Annotated in this window: 22 protein-coding genes; 14 read left to right on the plus strand and 8 right to left on the minus strand. The window is 71.6% G+C overall.

The features are described 5' to 3' along the window. Positions 1 to 16 precede the first annotated feature (16 nt). The 11 genes from ligD to ABZ928_RS03685 all read left to right on the plus strand — a co-directional run bounded on the left by ligD (position 17) and on the right by ABZ928_RS03685 (position 6,190). Positions 17 to 919 (plus strand): non-homologous end-joining DNA ligase, encoded by a 903-nt coding sequence (gene ligD, locus ABZ928_RS03635; protein WP_361514929.1) that lies wholly within the window; start codon positions 17 to 19, stop codon positions 917 to 919. Positions 920 to 981: 62 nt separating this feature from the next. Further along, the gene (locus ABZ928_RS03640; protein ID WP_361514930.1) at positions 982 to 1,335 is read left to right on the plus strand and encodes a gas vesicle protein; all 354 of its coding nucleotides are present in this window, start codon (positions 982 to 984) and stop codon (positions 1,333 to 1,335) included. A gap of 58 nt (positions 1,336 to 1,393) precedes the next feature. Then, positions 1,394 to 1,822, plus strand: a complete 429-nt coding sequence (locus ABZ928_RS03645; protein WP_361514807.1) for a gas vesicle structural protein GvpA — start codon at positions 1,394 to 1,396, stop codon at positions 1,820 to 1,822. Beyond that, positions 1,819 to 2,589, plus strand: coding sequence for a GvpL/GvpF family gas vesicle protein (locus ABZ928_RS03650; protein WP_361514808.1), 771 nt, complete (start codon positions 1,819 to 1,821; stop codon positions 2,587 to 2,589). Before ABZ928_RS03645 ends, ABZ928_RS03650 begins: the two co-directional genes overlap by 4 nt. A gap of 13 nt (positions 2,590 to 2,602) precedes the next feature. After that, positions 2,603 to 2,860 carry a gas vesicle protein GvpG gene (locus tag ABZ928_RS03655; RefSeq protein WP_361514809.1) on the plus strand — a complete coding sequence of 86 codons (258 nt, stop codon included), beginning with the start codon at positions 2,603 to 2,605 and terminating at the stop codon, positions 2,858 to 2,860. Between the two features lie 2 nt (positions 2,861 to 2,862). Continuing rightward, positions 2,863 to 3,516, plus strand: coding sequence for a DNA primase (locus tag ABZ928_RS03660; RefSeq protein ID WP_361514810.1), 654 nt, complete (start codon positions 2,863 to 2,865; stop codon positions 3,514 to 3,516). Then, positions 3,513 to 4,625 carry an SRPBCC family protein gene (locus tag ABZ928_RS03665; RefSeq protein ID WP_361514811.1) on the plus strand — a complete coding sequence of 371 codons (1,113 nt, stop codon included), beginning with the start codon at positions 3,513 to 3,515 and terminating at the stop codon, positions 4,623 to 4,625. Before ABZ928_RS03660 ends, ABZ928_RS03665 begins: the two co-directional genes overlap by 4 nt. After that, positions 4,622 to 4,948, plus strand: a complete 327-nt coding sequence (gvpJ, locus tag ABZ928_RS03670) for a gas vesicle protein GvpJ (RefSeq protein ID WP_361514812.1) — start codon at positions 4,622 to 4,624, stop codon at positions 4,946 to 4,948. Before ABZ928_RS03665 ends, gvpJ begins: the two co-directional genes overlap by 4 nt. Next, the gene (locus ABZ928_RS03675; protein ID WP_361514813.1) at positions 4,948 to 5,724 is read left to right on the plus strand and encodes a GvpL/GvpF family gas vesicle protein; all 777 of its coding nucleotides are present in this window, start codon (positions 4,948 to 4,950) and stop codon (positions 5,722 to 5,724) included. Before gvpJ ends, ABZ928_RS03675 begins: the two co-directional genes overlap by 1 nt. Next, positions 5,721 to 5,909 carry a gas vesicle protein gene (locus ABZ928_RS03680; protein ID WP_361514814.1) on the plus strand — a complete coding sequence of 63 codons (189 nt, stop codon included), beginning with the start codon at positions 5,721 to 5,723 and terminating at the stop codon, positions 5,907 to 5,909. The genes ABZ928_RS03675 and ABZ928_RS03680 overlap by 4 nt, the downstream gene beginning before the upstream one ends. Next, positions 5,906 to 6,190: a gas vesicle protein K gene (locus ABZ928_RS03685; RefSeq protein ID WP_361514815.1), complete on the plus strand. Its 285-nt coding sequence runs from the start codon at positions 5,906 to 5,908 to the stop codon at positions 6,188 to 6,190. Before ABZ928_RS03680 ends, ABZ928_RS03685 begins: the two co-directional genes overlap by 4 nt. A 16-nt stretch (positions 6,191 to 6,206) precedes the next feature. Here ABZ928_RS03685 and ABZ928_RS03690 read toward each other — a convergent pair whose 3' ends face one another. The 3 genes from ABZ928_RS03690 to ABZ928_RS03700 form a co-directional block, all read right to left on the minus strand. Continuing rightward, entirely contained in the window at positions 6,207 to 6,377 is a 171-nt protein-coding gene (locus ABZ928_RS03690; protein WP_361514816.1) for a hydrophobic protein, read from the minus strand. Positions 6,378 to 6,419: 42 nt separating this feature from the next. Further along, positions 6,420 to 7,277 (minus strand): class I SAM-dependent methyltransferase, encoded by an 858-nt coding sequence (locus ABZ928_RS03695; protein ID WP_361514817.1) that lies wholly within the window; start codon positions 7,275 to 7,277, stop codon positions 6,420 to 6,422. Between the two features lie 99 nt (positions 7,278 to 7,376). Next, the gene (locus tag ABZ928_RS03700; protein ID WP_361514818.1) at positions 7,377 to 8,897 is read right to left on the minus strand and encodes a phosphatase PAP2 family protein; all 1,521 of its coding nucleotides are present in this window, start codon (positions 8,895 to 8,897) and stop codon (positions 7,377 to 7,379) included. Positions 8,898 to 8,965: 68 nt separating this feature from the next. On the opposite strand from ABZ928_RS03700, the gene ABZ928_RS03705 reads away from it, so the two are divergent. Next, positions 8,966 to 9,637 (plus strand): histidine phosphatase family protein, encoded by a 672-nt coding sequence (locus ABZ928_RS03705; RefSeq protein WP_361514819.1) that lies wholly within the window; start codon positions 8,966 to 8,968, stop codon positions 9,635 to 9,637. A 67-nt stretch (positions 9,638 to 9,704) separates the two neighbouring features. Next, positions 9,705 to 11,324, plus strand: a complete 1,620-nt coding sequence (locus ABZ928_RS03710) for an ATP-binding cassette domain-containing protein (RefSeq protein ID WP_361514820.1) — start codon at positions 9,705 to 9,707, stop codon at positions 11,322 to 11,324. Between the two features lie 40 nt (positions 11,325 to 11,364). On the opposite strand, the gene ABZ928_RS03715 is transcribed toward ABZ928_RS03710, so the two are convergent. Beyond that, entirely contained in the window at positions 11,365 to 12,468 is a 1,104-nt protein-coding gene (locus tag ABZ928_RS03715; RefSeq protein WP_361514821.1) for a Vms1/Ankzf1 family peptidyl-tRNA hydrolase, read from the minus strand. Positions 12,469 to 12,525: 57 nt separating this feature from the next. On the opposite strand from ABZ928_RS03715, the gene ABZ928_RS03720 reads away from it, so the two are divergent. Beyond that, positions 12,526 to 12,804 carry a DUF6158 family protein gene (locus tag ABZ928_RS03720; RefSeq protein ID WP_361514822.1) on the plus strand — a complete coding sequence of 93 codons (279 nt, stop codon included), beginning with the start codon at positions 12,526 to 12,528 and terminating at the stop codon, positions 12,802 to 12,804. Between the two features lie 18 nt (positions 12,805 to 12,822). Here the strand turns inward: ABZ928_RS03720 and ABZ928_RS03725 are convergent, their stop codons facing one another. From ABZ928_RS03725 to ABZ928_RS03740, 4 genes are read right to left on the minus strand one after another with little or no spacing between them, the layout of a single operon-like run. Further along, complete coding sequence (locus ABZ928_RS03725; RefSeq protein WP_361514823.1) at positions 12,823 to 14,943, minus strand: catalase; 2,121 nt, start codon at positions 14,941 to 14,943, stop codon at positions 12,823 to 12,825. Then, positions 14,943 to 15,485: a type 1 glutamine amidotransferase domain-containing protein gene (locus tag ABZ928_RS03730; protein ID WP_361514824.1), complete on the minus strand. Its 543-nt coding sequence runs from the start codon at positions 15,483 to 15,485 to the stop codon at positions 14,943 to 14,945. The genes ABZ928_RS03725 and ABZ928_RS03730 overlap by 1 nt, the downstream gene beginning before the upstream one ends. A 6-nt stretch (positions 15,486 to 15,491) precedes the next feature. Then, on the minus strand, positions 15,492 to 16,169 hold the full coding sequence (locus tag ABZ928_RS03735) for a diguanylate cyclase (RefSeq protein ID WP_361514825.1): 678 nt from the start codon (positions 16,167 to 16,169) through the stop codon (positions 15,492 to 15,494). Then, on the minus strand, positions 16,166 to 16,549 hold the full coding sequence (locus ABZ928_RS03740) for a DUF2795 domain-containing protein (RefSeq protein WP_361514826.1): 384 nt from the start codon (positions 16,547 to 16,549) through the stop codon (positions 16,166 to 16,168). Before ABZ928_RS03740 ends, ABZ928_RS03735 begins: the two co-directional genes overlap by 4 nt. Between the last annotated feature and the right edge of the window lie 219 nt (positions 16,550 to 16,768).

A 16,768-nucleotide genomic window follows, 5' to 3' on the forward strand; every position in this document is an offset into this window, starting at 1 on the left:
CGCCGACACCCTGGCCGTGCGCGCCGGACGCCGTACCGTCGAGGTGCACCGGCCGGGGAAGGTCCTGTTCCCCGGCGAGGGGCGCACCAAGGAGTACACCAAGTCCGACCTGGTCGACTACTACCGGGCCGTCGCCCCCTACATGCTGCCCCATCTGCGCGGCCGCCCCCTGATGCTGGAGCGGCACCCGGACGGTGTCGGCGGACCGAAGTTCATGCAGAAGAACACCCCGGACGGCTACCCGGACTGGATCGACCGCGTCGAGGTGACCAAGGAGGGCGGCACGGTCTGCCACACGGTGTGCGACGACACCGCCACCCTCGTCTTCCTCGCCGACCAGGCCTGTCTCACCCTGCACCGCTGGCTCTCCCGCGTCGGACGTGTCGAACGGCCCGACCGGATGGTCTTCGACCTCGACCCCTCCGGCTCCGACTTCGCGCCCGTGCACGAGGCGGCCTGGCTGCTGGCCGAGCTGCTCGACGAACTCAGGCTGCCCAGCGCGCTGATGACCACCGGTTCGCGCGGACTGCACGTGGTGGTGCCCGTCGACGGACATCACGACTTCGACGAGGTACGGGAGTTCGCCAAGGACGTCGCCGACGCCCTGGCCGCCGCCCACCCCGCGAAGTTCACCACCGCCGCCCGCAAGAAGGACCGCGGCGACCGGCTCTACCTCGACGTCCAGCGCAACGCCTACGCCCAGACCGCCGTCGTCCCCTACAGCGTCCGCGCCAAGCCGGGCGCCCCCGTCGCCACCCCCCTCTCCTGGACCCAGCTCGACGACCCTGACCTCGACGCCCGCCGCTGGACCGTTGAGGACGCCGTCGAGCAGGCCCGCACCAACCCCTGGGCCGGCGTGATGAGCAACGGACGCGCCCTCGGCCCCGCCCGGCGCAGGCTCAACGCGCTGCGCGGCTGACCCACCCCACGACTCGAAGGTTTGGCCAACGGACCTGTGGCCACCCGGAGTCCGAGGTGGCCATGTCGAACACAAAAAACACATCAGAACCGCAGAATTCACAGGAATCCCCCAAGGGAACGGAAAACGAAACGGCGGAAGACCGGCCGAGCCCCATGCAGGTGCTGCGCCACGCACGCACCCAGCTCGCGGAGCTCACCGGCATGGCCGCCGAGTCGGTGTCCTCCTTCGAACAGACCGAGGACGGCTGGTCGTTGGAGGTCGAGGTCCTCGAACTCGTCCGGGTCCCGGACACGATGAGCCTGATGGCGAGCTATCAGGTCGACCTCGACCCCGCGGGCGAGCTCACCGGCTACCGGCGCGTTCGCCGTTACGAACGCGGGCGCGCCGACTCACACAGGCCCGGCGGCCGGTAGGCCGCCTTTCCGTTCCCGGCACACCGAACCCACCCACAGACAAGGAGGCACGGTCGGCATGACCGTTGTCCCGGCACAACAGAGCGGCGGCGGAGGCGGCACCAGCGGCCTCTACGACGTCCTGGAACTGGTCCTCGACCGGGGTCTCGTCATCGACGCGTTCGTACGGGTCTCCCTGGTCGGCATCGAGATCCTCAAGATCGACGTCCGGGTCGTCGTGGCCAGCGTCGACACCTATCTGCGCTTCGCCGAGGCCTGCAACCGCCTCGACCTGGAGGCCGGCCCGCACCGCAGCCCCGGACTGCCCGACCTCGTCGGCGAGATCACCGAGTCCGGCGCCCGCGGCAAGTCCAAGGGGGCGCTGTCCGGCGCCGCGCAGACCCTCTCCGACGCCTTCAAGCAGGCCCGCGAGGAGGGCGAGAGCGAACAGCAGCGGCCCCGTGCGCGTAAGACCGCGGCCGCGCGCCGGAAGGAGGAGCAGGAGTGAGCACGTACGTGTACGGCATCACGGACGGCTCCCGCGTCAAACTGCCCGAGGGCATGGGCGGTGTCGGCGATCCGCCGCGCCCGGTGCGCGTCCTCAGGGAGGGTGACCTCGCGGCCGTCGTCAGCGACGCGCCCGAGGGACTGCGGCCCAAGCGCAAGGACCTGCTCGCCCACCAGAACGTGCTCGCCGAGGCCGGCTCCGGCGGCTGTGTGCTGCCCATGCGCTTCGGCAGCGTCGCACCCGACGACGACACCGTCGTCGGCGTCCTCGGCGAACGCGCCGACCACTACAAGGAACGCCTCGGCGCTCTGGACGGCAAGGTCGAGTACAACGTCAAGGCCACCCACGACGAAGAGGCCGTACTGCACCGCGTGATGGCCGAGAACCCCGAACTGCGCGCCCTCACCGAGGCCAACCGGCAGGCGGGCGGCGGCAGTTACGAGGAGAAGCTGCGGCTCGGCGAGATGGTCGTCGCCGCCGTGAAGGCGCGCGAGGCCGAGGACGCCACCGAGGTGCAACGCGACCTGGAGGCCGTCGCCGCGGCCGTCAGCGCCGGACCCGAGTCCACCGGCTGGCTCGCCAACGTGTCCTTCCTGGTGGACCGCGACGCCGCCGAGTCCTTCCTGGCCTCGGTGGAACAGGTCCGCAAGTCCCATCCGCACCTCGAACTGCGGGTCAACGGCCCGCTGCCGCCCTACAGCTTCGTCGAGCCCGGCCCCGCCGAGCCCGCGGGCAGCACGGCCGGCGCCGAGAGCTCGGGGGAGTGAGGGGAGTGACCACGTGGGCCTGATCGGAGAGGTCCTGCTGCTGCCGTTCGCCCCCGTGCGCGGCAGCGCGTGGGTCATCGGACAGGTGCTGCGCGAGGCGGAGCGCATCTACTACGACCCCGCCACCGTGCGGGCCGAACTCGCGCGGCTGTCAGAGCAGTTGGAGGCGGGAGAGATCGACGAGGAGGAGTTCGACCGCCGGGAGGACGAACTCCTCGACCGGCTGGAGATCGGCTCGCAGTCGCGGGCCGGAACCGACGACTGGACTTGAGAATGAACCGAGTGGGACTGGGCCTCGCCATAGGGGCCGGATACGTCCTCGGGCGTACCAAGAAGATGAAACTGGCCTTCGCCGTCGGCACGTTGGTCGCCGGCAAGCGGATGCACCTGAGCCCGCGGGCGCTCGCGGACCTGGTCTCCGGACAGCTGCGGGACAACCCGCAGTTCAAGGAGATCGGGGACCAGCTGCGCGAGGACCTGCGCGGCGTCGGGACGGCGGCCTCCGGCGCCCTGGTGGAACGGCAGATCGACGCGATCGCCGACCGTCTGCACGGCCGTACCGCCGAGGTGCGCGACCGGATCGCGGGCGTGCTGCCGGACGCGCCGGACCTGGGATTCGAGGACGAGGAAGAGCCCGAGGACGCGTACGACGAAGGGGCCGAGGAGGAGTCGGAGGAACGGGAGGAGGAGCCCGAACCGCGCCGGAAGGCGGCAGAGAAGAAGCCCCCGGCGAAGAAGGCCCCGCCCGCGAAGAAGGCGGCCAGGAAGACCGCGGAGAAGGCTCCGGCGAAGAAGGCTCCGGCGAAGAAGGCCGCTGCCAAGAAGACGGCCACGGCCAAGAAGGCGACCGGCCAGAAGACCGCCGCGGCCCGCACCGCCGCCCGCGGCGCCCGCTCCCGGGTGCCGAAGGGAGGCGAGGGACGATGACCGACACCCTCGGATCCGCGACCTCGGCAGCGGGGGGTGCCGCCAAGGCCAACCCGCTCGGCTCGGTCGCCCAGAGCGCCGCCGCCGACCGGCTCAAGGCCGAGCTGCGGGAGTACCTCGCCGCCCAGGCCCAGCGCCTGCTGATCGGCGCCGGCCGCAGGCTCGGCGAGACCACCGTCAAGCTGAACGACATCGCCGACGGCAAGAGCCCCGGCTTCGCCAAACTCGCCCTGGACGGCGGCCGCAAGCTCGCCGAGGGCAAGGGACCGCTGCGCTCCGCCCTGGAACTCGGCGCCTCCCACGCCAAGGAGAACGTGCTCGGCGCCCTCAAGAACCTCGGCGGCGGCAAGGGCAAACGCAAGGGCGGAGCGGGCCGGAAACCGACCGTGATCATGGAGTACGTCGATGTCGGCGTCCCCCTGCGCACCGCCTACGACCAGTGGACCCAGTTCCAGGACTTCGCCGGCTTCGCCAAGGGCGTCAAGAACGCGAGCCGCGCCGACGACACCAGCTCCGACTGGCAGATGAAGGTCTTCTGGTCCAACCGCAGCTGGAAGGCGCACACCACCGAGCAGGTCCCCGACGACCGCATCGCCTGGACCTCGGAGGGTGCCAAGGGCACCACGAAGGGTGTCGTCTCCTTCCACCGCCTCGCCGACAGCCTCACCCGCGTCCTGCTGGTCATCGAGTACTACCCGAAGGGCCTGTTCGAGAAGACCGGCAACATCTGGCGCGCCCAGGGCCGCCGGGCCCGCCTCGACCTCAAGAACTACGTCCGCCACATCACCCTCAAGGGCGCCGCCGATGACGGCTGGCGCGGCGAGATCCGCGACGGCGAGGTCGTCCGCAGCCACGAGGACGCGCTCGCCGAGGAAGAGGCCGCGCAGGAAGCCGGTGACGAAGAGGAGGCGTACGAGGGCGAGGAAGAGCAAGCTGAGGAGGAGGGCCCGTACGCCGAGGAGGAGGAGAAGGACGAGGAGTACGACGAGGACTCCGCCGACGACGAGGAGCAGGAGCCCGAGGGCGAATACGAGGACGAGGACGAGGACGAGGAGGAAGGCGCCGACGACGAGGAGTACGAGTACGCCGAGCGCGGGAGCCGTCGATGACGACGCCCGGACGGCTGCCCGAGCCCTACGGCCGGGGCGACGGCAGCGCCAATCTCGCCGACATCCTGGAGCGCGTCCTCGACAAGGGCGTGATCATCGCCGGCGACATCCGGATCAACCTGCTCGACATCGAACTCCTCACCGTGAAACTGCGGCTCATCGTCGCGTCCGTCGACAAGGCGAAGGAGATGGGCATCGACTGGTGGGAGGACGACCCGGCGCTCTCCACCCGGGCCCGTCGTGACGAACTCGCCAGGGAGAACGCGGAGTTGCGTGAGCGGATCGCCCGACTGGAGCCCGGCAGGGCCGAGAAGGAGACGTGATGACCGGACTGCGTTACGTGTACGCCGTCTGCCGGCCCTTCAAGGCGCCCTTGCAGTCCCAGCTGACGGGCGTCGCGGGTGATCCGCCCAGACTGCTGGTCCACCACGGCCTCGTGGCCGTGGTGAGCCATGTGCCGGAGCGGGTCTTCGCCGAAGAGCCGCTCCGGGCGCATCTGGAGGACCTGGACTGGCTGACCGCGACGGCCCGCGCCCACCAGGGCGTGATCGACGCCCTCACCGTCGTCACGACCCCGCTGCCGCTCCGGCTCGCGACCGTCTTCCGGGACGACAGCGGCGTACGGACCATGCTGGAGGCCCGTGAGGCCGACTTCTGCCGGACCCTGGACCGGCTGGCCGGGCGGGTCGAGTGGGGTGTGAAGGTGTACGTCGAGACGGAGCCCGCGGACGGCACGGACAGCGGCACGGACAGCGGCCCGGCGGCGGGGAAGGCCGCCTCCGGGCGGGACTATCTGCGGCAGCGCAGTTCGCGGGTGCGGGCGAACGAGGATCTGTGGCAGCGGGCCGAGGCATTCGCGAGCCGGCTGCACGAAACGCTGTCCGCCGTCGCCGAGGATTCCCGGCTGCACGCCCCGCAGAATGCGACACTCTCCGGCGCGGCGGGCCGGAATGTGCTCAACGCCGCCTATCTGGTGCCGCGCTCCGAATCCGAGGAATTCGTGGAACTCGTCGACCGGACGAAGGGCGAAGCCCCCGGAATGCGCGTCGAACTCACCGGCCCATGGGCCGCCTATTCCTTCGCGGGGGAGAAGCCGTGACCGTCGTCGAACGCCGAGAGATCGCCCTGGTGGACCTGCTCGACCGGCTGCTCGCCGGCGGGGTCGTCATCACCGGCGACATCACCCTGCGCATCGCGGACGTCGATCTCGTCCGCGTCGATCTCAACGCCCTGATCAGCTCCGTGAACGCCAATGTCCCGTCGCCCTGGGGGGATTCCTCGTGACGCACGCCCGCAACCGGCTCGACCTGGAGCCCGACACCGTCGAGCGCGACCTGGTCAAACTCGTCCTGACCGTGGTGGAGCTGCTGCGCCAGCTGATGGAACGGCAGGCGCTGCGCCGCTTCGACGCGGGCGGCCTCACCGAGGAGCAGGAGGAGCGGATCGGGCTCACCCTGATGCTGCTCGACGACCGCATGACCGAACTGCGCGAGCGGTACGGCCTGCGGCCCGAGGACCTGAATCTGGACCTCGGGCCGCTCGGACCGCTGCTTCCCCGGGAGTGAATGACGCCGGGGAAAATCACCACCTGTACCAGCGTCCCCGTCCTCCGGCCGCGGTCGTACCGCGCATCAGGAATCCCAGCAGCCACAGCACCAGAACGGCGAGTGCAATCCACCAGAGAATCTTCACCGCGAATCCGGCACCGAAGAGAAGCAACGCCAGAAGCAGCACCAGCAGAATGGCAACCATAATGTGAACCTCCTGGAATCCGGGTTTCCCGAATTCGGAGATTCAGGCACTCTTCCTGCACAGGATTTCTCCGTGCAGTACCGCGAACCAGCCGTCCTCCTGCCGGCCCCACTCCCGCCAGGCCTCCGACACCGCCGCCAGCTGCTCCGGCGTGGCGTGCCCGCCCTCCGTGGCCCGCTCCGCGTACGTCGAGGCCACCGTGCGGTCGGCCCACAGACCGCTCCACCACGCCCGCTCCTCGGCGGTGGAGTAGGTCCAGGTGCCGGAGGTGGCGGTGATGTCCGTCAGACCCGCCGCCAGCGCCCAGGACTTCAGCCGGCGCCCGGCGTCGGGCTCACCGCCGTTGGCGCGGGCCACCCGGCGGTACAGGTCCAGCCAGTCGTCCATCCCCTGGGACGCGGGGTACCAGGTCATGGCGGCGTAGTCCGAGTCGCGGACGGCGATGAATCCGTCCGGTTTGGTCACCCGCACCATCTCGCGCAGCGCCCGCACCGGGTCGCCCACGTGCTGGAGCACCTGGTGGGCGTGGACCACGCAGAACGTGTCGTCCTCGTACTCCAGCGCGTGCACGTCCGCGACCGCGAAGTCGACGTTGGCCAGCCCGCGTCCGGCCGCCGTGGCGCGGGCCTGCTCCAGGATGCCCGGCGCGTGGTCGACGCCGGTGACATGACCGTCGGGGACCAGTTCCGCCAGGTCGGCGGTGATGGTGCCCGGGCCGCAGCCGATGTCCAGGATCTTCATGTGGGGCTTCAGCGAACCGAGCAGATAGGCGGCCGAGTTGGCGGCGGTGCGCCAGGTGTGCGAGCGCAGCACCGACTCGTGGTGGCCGTGCGTGTAGACGGCGGTCTCCTGCGGCTTCGGCTGCGGTTTCGACTGCGGTTTCCGCTCCGGCTTCGACATGGCTGAACTCCCCTGTTCGACGTCCTGTCGGTGATCGGAAGCGTACGCCCGCATGTCGAATGATGAGACCCGCGTTTTGCCATATGGACTGACGGGTGATCAGTTCCCGGGCAGCGGTCGGTACACCGTGAGCGCCTCGGGAAGCTTCTCCAGCGTCACCTCGCCCGTCACCCGGGTGACTTCACCGTCGTACGCGAGCAGCGAGCCCGGGGCCACGCCGGTCAGCCGCAACCGGCTCACCTGGACGGCGGCATGCGCGGGGTGGGGGTGCCCCCTCTGGGGGAGGGTCAGCGGACCGGCGAGGGCCGCCGCCAGCAGCCGTACCGCGGGCCGCCGCCCGCCGTGCACGACCCGTACGTCGAGCCGGCCGTCGGCGAGATCGTGGCGGCGGCCCGGTGTCAGACCCACCCGGTGGTAGGTGCCGTTGCCGACGAAGAGCAGCCACAACGGCCTTGCCCGGCCCCGGAATTCGGCCTCCAGGGGATGCCGGTCGGCGCGCAGCACACGCAGCGCCGCGAGTACCCCGGCCGGCCAGCCGCCGATCCGCCGCGACCAGCGGTCCCGCTCGCGCACCAGCTCCGGATAGACGCCCAGACTGCACGTGTTGAGGAAGATGCCCTCGGTGCCCTGGGTGCCGTCGCAGGTGAAACGGCCCGCGTCCACCCGTACCGCCTCGCCGCCCCGGACCGCCCGCGCCAGATCGCGGACGTCCTCCACGCCCAGGTCGTAGGCGAAGTGGTTGAGCGTGCCGCCCGGCAGCACCGCGAGCGGCAGACCGTGGCGCAGGGCGACCTCCGCGGCCGCGTTCACCGTGCCGTCGCCGCCGCACACCCCGAGCACCCGGGCCCGGGCCGCCGCCTTCTCCAACTCGTCCTGAATCGCGGACGGTTCGCACTCCACGACCTCGCAGCCCGGCAGCGCGTCCTGAAGGGCCCGCACCCGCTCCACGCTGCCCGCGGCGCTGTTCGCCACCATGATCAGCCCCTCGCCGTCGGGCAGCGCGGGAACCTCGGCCCGGGGCCGGGCGGGCGGCCTGATCTGGGCACGCGTCGGCACCATGCCCCGTACGGCGAACGCGGCACCCACCCCCAGCGCGGCGCCGGCCAGCACGTCGCTGGGGAAGTGCACCCCGGTGTAGACGCGGGACAGCGCCACCGACCACGCGACCGGCGCCACCGCCGCGCCCCACCCCGGGGACTCCAGGGCGACCCCGGCGGCGAACGCGGCCGCCGACGCGGAGTGACCGGACGGGAACGACGTGGTGATGGGCTGGCGTTTCAGCTGGCGCACCAGCGGCACCGGATCCAGGACGGGCCGGGGACGGCGTACGGACCGTTTGCCGAGGGTGTTGATCGTCAGCGAGGCCAGGGTCAGCGAGGCGAGACCGCGGGCGGCGGCGCGGCGGGCCCGCGGGGTGCGGCTCGCCGTCATCGCGGCGGCCGTGGCGAACCACAGCACACCGTGGTTCGCGCTCCGGCTCAGCCGCGGCAGCACGGGCTCGGCGGCCGGCCAGTTCCGCTCGGCGGCGAACTCGAACAATCGGCAGTCCAGGGCCAGCAGCGCGTCACGGACGGCGTGCCGACCGGGCTTGGGGGCGGTGAGGTCCACATCAGGGGTCATGTGGTGGCGGGTACCCTGAAGTGGCCGTTTCTTGTCCGGGGGCGGTCACCGCGCAGGAGGCTCACCGCATGCGACTGCTCCTCGTCCGGCACGGCCAGACGCCGTCCAACGTCGACTTCCTGCTGGACACCGCGATCCCCGGGCCCGGTCTGACCGCGCTCGGCGAGCAGCAGGCGGCGGCCCTGCCCGAGGCCCTCGCGGACGAGGACATCGAGGCCCTGTACGCCTCCACGCTGATCCGCACCCAGCTCACCGCCGCCCCGCTGGCCGCCGCCCGCGGCCTCGACATCGTCGTCCGGGACGGCATCCGCGAGGTGTCGGCCGGGGACCTGGAGATGCTGGACGGCCACTCGGAGGCGGGCCGCCTCTACATGGAGACGATCTTCGCCTGGTCCGCCGGTGACACCGCCCGGCGCATGCCCGGCGGCGAGAGCGGCGCCGAGGCGCTCGCCCGCTACGACTCCGTGGTCGCCGAGGCCGCCGGCACCGGGGCCGGCACGGTCGCCCTGGTCAGCCACGGCGCCGCGATCCGCATGTGGACCGCGGCCCGCGCCGACAACGTCGAGGTCGCCTTCGCCGCGGCCCGCCCGCTCGACAACACCGGCGTGGTGATCCTGGAGGGCTCCCCGGACGACGGCTGGAAGGCGCTGTCCTGGGCCGGGGCGGCGGTGGAGTCCACGGGGCGCGGAGCGGAGAGCGGGCCCGCGGGACGGCCCCTGGGCGAGGTCGAGCAGGGGTAGGCGGGGCGAGCGGGCGCGTCAATATGGGTTTGCCCGGCCCGCCGTCCGCCCCGCACAATGCGGCCTCATGGGACATCTGGAAGCGGCACACCTCGAGTACTACCTCCCCGACGGGAGGGCGCTGCTCGGCGATGTGTCCTTCCGCGTCGGCGAAGGGGCCGCGGTGGCCCTCGTCGGCCCCAACGGCGCCGGCAAGACGACCCTGCTGCGGCTGATCTCCGGCGAGCTGAAACCGCACGGCGGAACCGTCACCGTCACCGGCGGGCTCGGGGTGATGCGCCAGTTCGTGGGCTCCGTGCGGGACGAGACGACCGTACGGGATCTGCTGGTGTCGGTCGCGCAGCCCCGGATCCGGGAGGCCGCGCGGGCCGTCGACAAGGCCGAGCACCTCATCATGACCGTCGACGACGAGGCGGCCCAGCTGACGTACGCGCAGGCCCTCGCCGACTGGGCCGAGGTACGCGGGTACGAGGCCGAGACGCTGTGGGACATGTGCACCACGGCCGCGCTGGGGGTGCCGTACGACAGGGCGCAGTTCCGGGAGGTGCGGACCCTCTCCGGCGGGGAGCAGAAGCGGCTCGTGCTGGAGGCGCTGTTCCGCGGCCACGACGAGGTGCTGCTGCTCGACGAGCCGGACAACTACCTCGACGTGCCCGGCAAGCGATGGCTGGAGGAGCGGCTGAAGGAGACCCGCAAGACGGTTCTCTTCGTCTCCCACGACCGTGAACTCCTCGCCCGCGCCGCCGAGAAGATCGTGTCCGTGGAGCCCTCGCCGACGGGTGCGGACGCCTGGGTGCACGGCGGCGGCTTCGCCACGTACCACGAGGCCCGGCGTGAACGCTTCGCGCGCTTCGAGGAGTTGCGCAGGCGCTGGGACGAGAAGCACGCCCAGCTGAAGAAGCTCGTCCTGAACCTCCGTCAGGCGGCCTCCATCAGCCATGAGTTGAGCTCCCGCTACCAGGCCGCCCAGACCAGGCTGCGGAAGTTCGAGGAGGCGGGCCCGCCGCCCGAGCCGCCGCGCGAGCAGGACATCAAGATGCGGCTCAAGGGCGGCCGTACCGGCGTAAGGGCCGTCACCTGCGAGGGACTTGAGCTGACCGGTCTGATGAAGCCCTTCGACCTGGAGGTCTTCTACGGCGAGCGCGTCGCCGTCCTCGGCTCCAACGGCTCCGGCAAGTCGCACTTCCTGCGGCTGCTCGCGGGGGACACCGTCGCGCACACGGGTCAGTGGAAGCTGGGCGCGCGGGTCGTCCCCGGGCACTTCGCCCAGACCCACGCCCACCCCGAGCTGATGGGCCGCACGCTCCTGGACATCCTGTGGACGGAACACTCCCAGGACCGGGGCGCGGCGATGTCCCGGCTGCGCCGCTACGAGCTCACCCAGCAGGCCGAGCAGACCTTCGACCGGCTCTCCGGCGGCCAGCAGGCCCGCTTCCAGATCCTGCTCCTGGAACTGGAGGGGGTCACGGCCCTCCTCCTCGACGAGCCCACGGACAACCTCGACCTGGAGTCCGCCGAGGCCCTCCAGGAGGGCCTGGAGGCCTTCGACGGCACTGTCCTCTCCGTCACCCACGACCGCTGGTTCGCCCGCACCTTCGACCGCTACCTGGTCTTCGGCAGCGACGGCCGGGTCAGGGAGACGGCGGAGCCGGTGTGGGACGAGCGGCGGGTGGAGCGGGCGCGGTAGCCGGCGGCGAGTGGTCGGTGTCCGATGGCCGGGGTGGGGGTCAGGCCCAGCGCAGCAGTGCGCCCAGGCCTCCCACCGGTCCCTCCTGCTCGGTCGGTGTCACCGACAGGGCCGCCGCTCCTGTCGCGACCGCCGAGCGGATCAGCGCGTCGTCCGCCCGGGCCGACCAGGAGTTCTGTTCGCCGAGGGCCGTCAGCTCGGTGCGGCGGACGGCGATCTGGTCCGGGTCCTCGCCGATCCACACCTCGCGGTGGGCGTCGGGGCCGTCCGGGCGGAGCAGGAGTTCGTCGATGCGGTGCTCGCGCGCGGCCTCGACCAGCGCGGGGACGCCCTCCACGGCCCCGGCGCGCCCGTCGGCGTCCGGCGCGCGGGCCGCGAGGAAGCGCTCCAGTTCCCGTTCCGCCCGCTGCCGCACATGCTCGCGGCGGGCGCGTTCCACGTCCTCGTCGAGGAGCCTGCTGCCGTTGCCGTGCGGCGCCTCGGCCACCAGGGAGTGCAGCCTTTCGGGCAGCCGCTCGCGCACGGCCCGCCGTTCCCGGTCGTCCCCGACGAGGACCAGCAGGTCGGCCTGGGTCTCCTCCTGGCAGACGGTGAGCGCGTCGGCGATCTCGGCCGCGTTGTGCTCCCAGGTGTTCTCCACCTTCAGCTGGAAGTGCCGCTCGGACCAGTCCGCCGTGCTCGTACGGTGCAGGGGCCAGGTACGCCCGGTCACCGACCCGGCGTCCTCCCGGCCGAGCCCGGTCCGCAGCTCGAAGGCGGCGCCCTTGCGGTCGATGTAGGCCACCACACAGACCGGGTCCTCCCCGGCCAGCTCCAGCAGCGGCGCGGTGTGCGGCAGAGGCGCCCAGTGGGCCCGGTCACCGTCCGGGGAACGGGTGAGCGGCGGATCCAGCACCACCTCTCCGGCCCGGGCGAACAGGGCGCGGCCGTGCGGCTCGGGGGAGTGCCGCAGCTCGTCCAGCGCCTGCCGGACGGCCCGGCACGTCTCCTCGTCGGCGCCCTGCGAGGCCAGCTCCCGGGCCATCGCCGTGGCCGTCAGCTCCCGCTCATGGGGCGTCGCCTCCGTGTGCCGGGAGGTGTCGACGTACACGGAGGCCCAGGGGCCCGGATGTTCGTACAGTGGGTGGAGAAAGGCGAGATCCATGGTTCTCTCCCGGTTGCCGCTCGGGGGTAGTGCTCACCGGGCGGGTACCCGAAGCCCATGAACGAACACGACGAGTGGGAATCCGCCATGACCGGAGTCGACCCCAGCAGGCTGGACGACCAGCAGCTCATGAAAGAGCTGGAGAACATCCACCGCACGCGCCACGACACGTTGCTCTACGCCTCCAACGACGCGCTGCGCGCCCACAACGGCCGGATGGCCGAGCTGGAGGGCGAGTATCTGCGCCGCAACCCGCAGCGCCTGGTCGCCTCCGGCCGCACCCGCGAGGGCGCCCGCGAACGCGGACGCGGGGAGTCGGCGACTCCCCGCGTCTGACACCTCGGCTCCGGCCCGCTAGCAGCGGGTCGGCGGCCGACCCCAGTGGCGGTGTGCCGCGATCGCGTCTACGAACGCCCGTACGAACTCCGCGCTCGCCGTTCCCGGCGAGGTGTCCGTCACCACGCCCTGGTCGGTGACCACGCGGTGGAACTCCGTGGAGACCCGCACCCCCTCCGGTTCCAGGGCCGAGAGCACGCCCACGCCGGAGCCGAGGGCGCCCACCGGCTTGCCGTGCCGGTAGGTGTCGCGGACGAAGCGCATCGCGTCCTGGTCGACGGTGAGGGGCGGGGTGCCGGTGGGGCCGCCCGGGATCAGGACCGCGTCGTACAGCACCGAGGCCACGGTCGGCAGTGCGCGGTCGACCGTATACCGTTCACCGTCCGCGCCCGACACCGTGCCGTCCGTCGCCGCCAGCGCCTCCACGATCGCGCCCTCGGCCGCCAGCGCCTCCCGAACCGACGTGACCTGTTCGGCGTCCACGCCGTCCGTGACCAGGACCGCGATCTGCCGGGTGCGGATCGAGCCGTCGCCGCGCAGCGACTCCAGACTCAGCGCCGGGGACAGCAGCTTGTCCGGTGCCTCCTCGTCGGCCCCGGCCGGTTCCGGAACCCCGATGCCGCCGGCCACCAGGCTCGCCAACTCGCCGTCCACATGCGCCAGTTGCTCGACCGTGCGGGACCGTATCGTCAGCGCCCCGACCTTGCCCAGCTCGAACCGGAACGCGTCGACGATGTGCTGCCGCTCCCAGTCGGTCATGCTCTTCCAGAAGAGCGCCGGCTGGCTGTAGTGGTCCTGGAAACTCGGGCTGCGGCGCCGGATCTTGGCGCCGTCGACACGTTCGGCGTAGTGCGTGTACGCGTGGCCGTCGGCGCCCGCGTGGGCCGGGCAGCCGCCGCCCAGGGAGTTCGGGAAGTAGTTCGTGCCGCTGTGGATCGTGCTCTGGCCGTACCCGTCGCGCTGGTTGGTCCGCACCGGCGCCACCGGCCGGTTCACCGGCAGCTGGGCGAAGTTGGGGCCGCCCAGGCGGATCAACTGGGTGTCCAGGTAGGAGAAGTTGCGGGCCTGGAGCAGCGGATCGTTGGTGAAGTCGATGCCGGGGACGACATTGGCGGTGTGGAAGGCGACCTGCTCGGTCTCGGCGAAGAAATTCTCCGGGTTGCGGTCCAGGACCATCCGGCCGATGGGCCGCACCGGCACCTGCTCCTCCGGGATGAGCTTCGTGGCGTCGAGCAGATCGAAGTCGAAGGCGAACTCGTCCTCCTCCGGCACCAGTTGGACGCCCAGCTCCCACTCCGGGTACTCCCCGGCCTCGATCGCGTCCCACAGATCACGCCGGTTGAAGTCCGGGTCGCGGCCCTGGCACTCCTGCGCCTCGTCCCACACCAGCGAGTGCACGCCGAGCCGCGGCTTCCAGTGGAACTTCACGAACGTGCCGCGTCCTTCGGCGTTCACGAACCGGAAGGTGTGCACGCCGAAGCCCTGCATCATGCGGTAGCTGCGGGGGATCGCCCGGTCCGACATCAGCCACATGATGGCGTGCAGGGTCTCGGGCTGGAGGGACACGAAGTCCCACAGGGTGTCGTGGGCGGAGGCGCCGGTGGGGATGTCGTTGTGCGGTTCCGGCTTCACCGCGTGCACGAAGTCGGGGAACTTGATGCCGTCCTGGATGAAGAAGACCGGGAAGTTGTTCCCGACCAGGTCGTAATTGCCCTCCGACGTATAGAACTTGGTGGCGAAGCCACGCACGTCCCGCACGGTGTCCGCCGAGCCCTTCGGCCCCTGCACGGTGGAGAACCGGACGAAGACGGGGGTCCGTACCGCGGGGTCCTGGAGGAAGGCGGCGCGGGTGAACTCCGCGCAGGACTCGTACGGTTCGAAGTAGCCGTACGCGCCCGCGCCCCGCGCGTGCACCACCCGCTCGGGGATGCGCTCGTGGTCGAAGCGGGTGAGCTTCTCCCGGAAGTGGAAGTCCTCCATCAGCGTCGGCCCGCGTTCACCGGCGGCGAGGGAGTCGTCGGTGTGGTCGACCGCCACGCCCTGGTCGGTGGTGAGCGGGCCCGCCGCGGGGTCGTCCGCGCGGAAGGTCTCGCGCTGCTCCTGCTTGCGGTCACGGGGAGTGTTCCGCGCGGCGTCCATCAGGCGGCCTCCTTCGCGAACACGTCCAGGAACGCCTCGTCGAACGCCTTCAGGTCGTCCGGCTTGCGGCTGGTGACCAGCTTGTTGGAGCCGTGGTCGCAGACGTTCACCCGCTCGTCGACCCAGGTGCCGCCCGCGTTGCGGATGTCGGTCGCCAGACTCGGCCAGGAGGTCAGCACCCGGCCCCGGACGACGTCCGCCTCGACCAGCGTCCACGGCGCGTGGCAGATCGCGGCCACCGGCCGGCCCTGCTCGAAGAAGTCCCGCACGAACGCGACGGCCTGGTCGTCCGTCCGCAGGCTGTCCGGGTTCGCGACCCCGCCCGGCAGCACCAGCCCGTCGAACGAGTCCGCCGTCGTCTCGCCCACCACCTCCTGCACGGGGAACGTGTCCGCCTTGTCGAGATGACGGAACGCCTGGATCTTCCCGGGCTTCGTCGACACGAGCACCGGCTCGTGCCCCGCCTCCACCGCGGCCTTCCACGGCTCGGTCAGCTCGATCTGCTCGACGCCCTCGGGGGCGGTCAGGAATGCGATACGCATAAGTCCTCAACGTCCTTTCGTGGCACGCCAGTGAGCCTCGTCGCTGGTCGCGCGCTTCTTGTCCCGCCGCGCCGCCCGCCGGCAGCGCAGCAGTTCCTCGCCGTACGGCAGCAGCACACAGGTGCCGATCGCGGCCGCGACGCCGGCCAGATAGCCCGGGGACAGCGGGCGCCGGCGCGGTACGAGGCGCCAGGCCTGCGGATCGCCGCGGCCCCCGCGCAGCAGGGACCGCACCTGGTCGGAGTGCAGACACATCAGGGAGGCCAGCGCGGCGAACGGCAGCGACTCCAGGAAACTGTGGATGTGCTGCTCGATCGGCCGCACCTCACGCCCGCTGTCCACCGCCGTCTTCACATCCCACAGCGCCGTCGCCTCGTGCACGGCCGCGCCGCCCAACTGCACGGCGAGCAGTGCCGGGTTGACCTCGTAGCGCAGGGTCGCGGCGATCGGGACGCCGACCTCCGCCATCATCAGCTGGGGGTACCCCCTCTGGGGGAGGATCACCGACTCCTTGGTGCCCGAGGTCTCCTCGATACGGGTCCGGCGGTGCATCACCCAGTCGGCGAGCCCGGGCACGAACCAGCTCGGCAGCAGCCCGTACAGCAGATACCGGGTGGTGACCTCGCCGACGTCGACGCTGGTGCCGCTCACCGCCCTGACCTCGGCGGCCTGGTCCCGGCTCATTCCGGCCCCGGCCGGGTCACGGCCTCGGCCAGTTCCTGGACCGTGCCGTACTGGTTCTTGTGCGGCAGCCGCTCCACCGCCTCGACGAGGGTGTCCGGCGCGTACGCGCGGCGCAGCGCCCCGGCCAGGTGCCGGGCGCTCGCCGGGAAGGCGCTGCGGCTCAGATGCCGGGACAGTTCGAGCCGGACCGCCTCCAGCGGAGCCCCGGAGCGCCCCGGTGCCACGGGACCGCCCGCGATCTCCGGGTCGTCGTCGGCGGTCGGCTCCGGATCGTGCCACTCCTCGGTCCGGGTGGGGTGCCCGGACCTCAGCAGTCCTTGCAGTTCGTGCTTCATCTCGTCGTCCCGGTGGACGCTGAGCCGGTCGCTGCCTCGCTGCATGGTGCTCCCTCCAGATCTTCGGAAGTGGCCTCCGCGTACCCGAGGACCGGACCCCGACACGGGGGTTTGCCTTCCGTTTGAGGGGAGACCCGCCCGAACGCCCCCCACGCGATCCCGGGGAGGGAAACACCATGGCGGTCCTGGCCGTGCTCATCCCGCTCCTCATGCTCGGCGTGGTGCTGGCACTGGGCCGCTATGAGGAGCTGCTGCTGCCCGAGG

The organism is Streptomyces sp. NPDC046909 (assembly GCF_040644695.1).
Lineage (GTDB): Bacteria > Actinomycetota > Actinomycetes > Streptomycetales > Streptomycetaceae > Streptomyces.